2 protein-coding genes are annotated in these 2,528 nt (G+C 64.8%); both read left to right on the plus strand.

What is annotated here, in order from left to right; all coding sequences use genetic code 11:
* Positions 1 to 21 precede the first annotated feature (21 nt).
* Positions 22 to 1,533: an IS21 family transposase gene (gene istA, locus ACYZGB_RS22655; RefSeq protein ID WP_462391232.1), complete on the plus strand. Its 1,512-nt coding sequence runs from the start codon at positions 22 to 24 to the stop codon at positions 1,531 to 1,533.
* Positions 1,526 to 2,335, plus strand: a complete 810-nt coding sequence (istB, locus tag ACYZGB_RS22660; RefSeq protein ID WP_462391233.1) for an IS21-like element helper ATPase IstB — start codon at positions 1,526 to 1,528, stop codon at positions 2,333 to 2,335. Before istA ends, istB begins: the two co-directional genes overlap by 8 nt.
* Positions 2,336 to 2,528 lie beyond the last annotated feature (193 nt).

Raw genomic sequence — 2,528 nt, forward strand, 5'->3', positions numbered from 1 at the left:
GGGGTTCGAGGAGTGATCACCATGGACATGATTGGCAGGATCCGACGGCTGCACGTGAGGGACAAGCTGTCGGAGCGCGAGATAGCGCGCATGACGGGGCTGTCGCGCAACACGGTGTCGAAGTGGCTGCGGGCACCGGTTGCCGAGGCACCGAAGTACCGGCGTGAAACGCGACCGAACAAGTTGAGTGCATTTGAGGCGGCGCTGAAGCAGGCATTGACGGCCGATGCGCGACGGGCCAAGCACGAGAGGCGCACGGCACGTGCGCTGCACACCGAGATCAAGGCGGCGGGCTACGACGGCGGCTACTCGGCCGTCACTGACTTCGTTCGAGCGTGGCGCCAGGGCGAGGGACAGGCAGTCAACGTCACCGCGTTCGTTCCACTGACCTTCGATCTCGGCGAGGCCTTCCAGTTCGATTGGAGCGAAGAAGGCCTGGTCGTTGGCGGCATCTACTACCGCATGCAGGTGTCGCACCTGAAGCTGTGCGCGAGCCGTGCGTTCTGGCTGGTGGCGTACCCGAGCCAAGGTCACGAGATGCTGTTCGACGCCCACACGAGGTCGTTTGCAGCGCTGGGTGGTGTGGCGCGCCGCGGGATCTACGACAACATGCGCACCGCTGTTGACAAGGTTCACAAGGGCAAGGGCCGCACCGTCAACGCGCGCTTCTCGGTGATGTGCGCGCACTACCTGTACGACCCTGACTTCTGCAACGTCGCCTCAGGCTGGGAGAAGGGGCGTGTGGAGAAGAACGTGCAGGACAGTCGTCGGCGCATCTGGATCGACGCAGCCCGGCGCCGCTTCGGCTCCTTCGTCGAACTCAATGCCTGGCTGGCGGAGCGATGCCGAGCACTGTGGAACGAGGTGCGTCACCCCGAGCACAGCCAGTTCAGCGTGGCCGAGATGCTCGAGCACGAGCGTCCCCACCTGATGCCCATGCCTGAGCCCTTCGATGGCTACGTAGAGAAGCCTGCCCGGGTGTCGAGCACCTGCCTGGTGTCGGTGGCACGCAACCGCTACTCGGTGCCCTGCGAGCTGGCCGGGCAGATGGTCAGCACGCGGCTGTATCCGGGTGGCATCGTGGTTGTTGCCGATGATGCGGTGGTCGCGCGACACGAGCGCCTGAGCGCCTCTGGCGCCACCCGCTACGACTGGCAGCACTACATTCCGCTCATCCAGCGCAAGCCTGGTGCATTGAGGAACGGTGCGCCCTTCGCAGACATGCCCGAGGCACTGCAGCAACTGCGCCGCGGCCTGCTGCGCCAGGCCGGTGGAGATCGCGTGATGGCGCAGGTGTTGGCCATCGTGCCGACGGCGGGGCTGGACGCGGTGATCGTGGCAGTCGAGTTGGCGCTGGAGAGTGGTTCGCCATCGGGCCGGGTCAGCGTGGAGCACGTCGTCAATGTGCTCGGGCGGCTCACCGCGCCGGCAACACCGCAGAGTGCGCAGACGGCGCTGCAGATCGTCACGCCGCCGCTGGCCAACACGGCCCGATACGACGGCTTGCGTGGACAGGAGGTGGGCCATGCGTGACGTGACAGTCGAACTCAAGGCGTTGCGCCTGCACGGCATGGCCAGTGCCTGGTGCGATCTGGCGGAACAAGGTGCAGCGTCCGGCTTGGATGCCTCTCGCTGGCTGGTCGAGCACCTGCTGCAGGCGGAGACTACAGACCGTTCGATGCGTTCGGTCCAGCACCAGATGAACTCGGCGCGCTTCCCCGTGCATCGGGATCTGGCCGGCTTCGACTTCGATGCGTCGGTGGTCGACCAGAAGCTGGTTCACCAGCTCGCGACGCTGGAGTTCACAGAGGCCGCGCATAACGTGGTCTTGGTCGGTGGTCCGGGCACAGGCAAGACCCATCTGGCAACGGCTCTGGGCGTGTCGGGCATCGTGCGCCATAGCAAGCGCGTGCGGTTCTACTCGACGGTCGATCTGGTCAACGCCCTGGAGCAGGAGAAGGCCCAGGGCAAGGCCGGGCGTATTGCGCTGAGCTTGCTGCGAATGGATCTGGTGATCCTGGACGAACTGGGCTACCTGCCGTTCAGCCAGGCCGGCGGTGCGCTGCTGTTCCACCTGCTGTCCAAGCTTTACGAGCACACCAGCGTGGTGATCACGACCAACCTGGACTTCGCCGAATGGTCGACGGTGTTCGGGGACGCGAAGATGACGACCGCCTTGCTCGACCGCCTCACGCACCACTGTCACATCGTGGAGACAGGCAACGAGAGCCATCGGTTCCTGCACAGCAGCGCCACCGCGAAGAAGCGCATCAAGGCCAGAGAGCAGAGCCGCAAGACAGGCACCAAGGCCGATCCACCAGACGCCACCGATTGACGACTACCCCTCGCGGCAAGGCGCTACGGGCTTCGCCCTTCGCGCCTTATGAGTTCGATCACAAGAAGCGAAAAGAGGTCACAGAACAAGGCAAGGCATACACTTATCCACAGCCGACCATCACAGCGTCGGCTCCCACCCCTGGCTCACGATTCAAGCGGCGCGGTGGCTCAGTTCTACTTCGGCGCGGACA

The sequence above is a fragment of the Acidovorax sp. Q11 genome (assembly GCF_054950075.1).

Coding starts and splice junctions, on each gene's coding strand:
- istA (WP_462391232.1), top strand. CDS start 22: ATGGACATGATTGGCAGGATCCGACGGCTGCACGTGAGGGACAAGCTG.
- istB (WP_462391233.1), top strand. CDS start 1,526: ATGCGTGACGTGACAGTCGAACTCAAGGCGTTGCGCCTGCACGGCATG.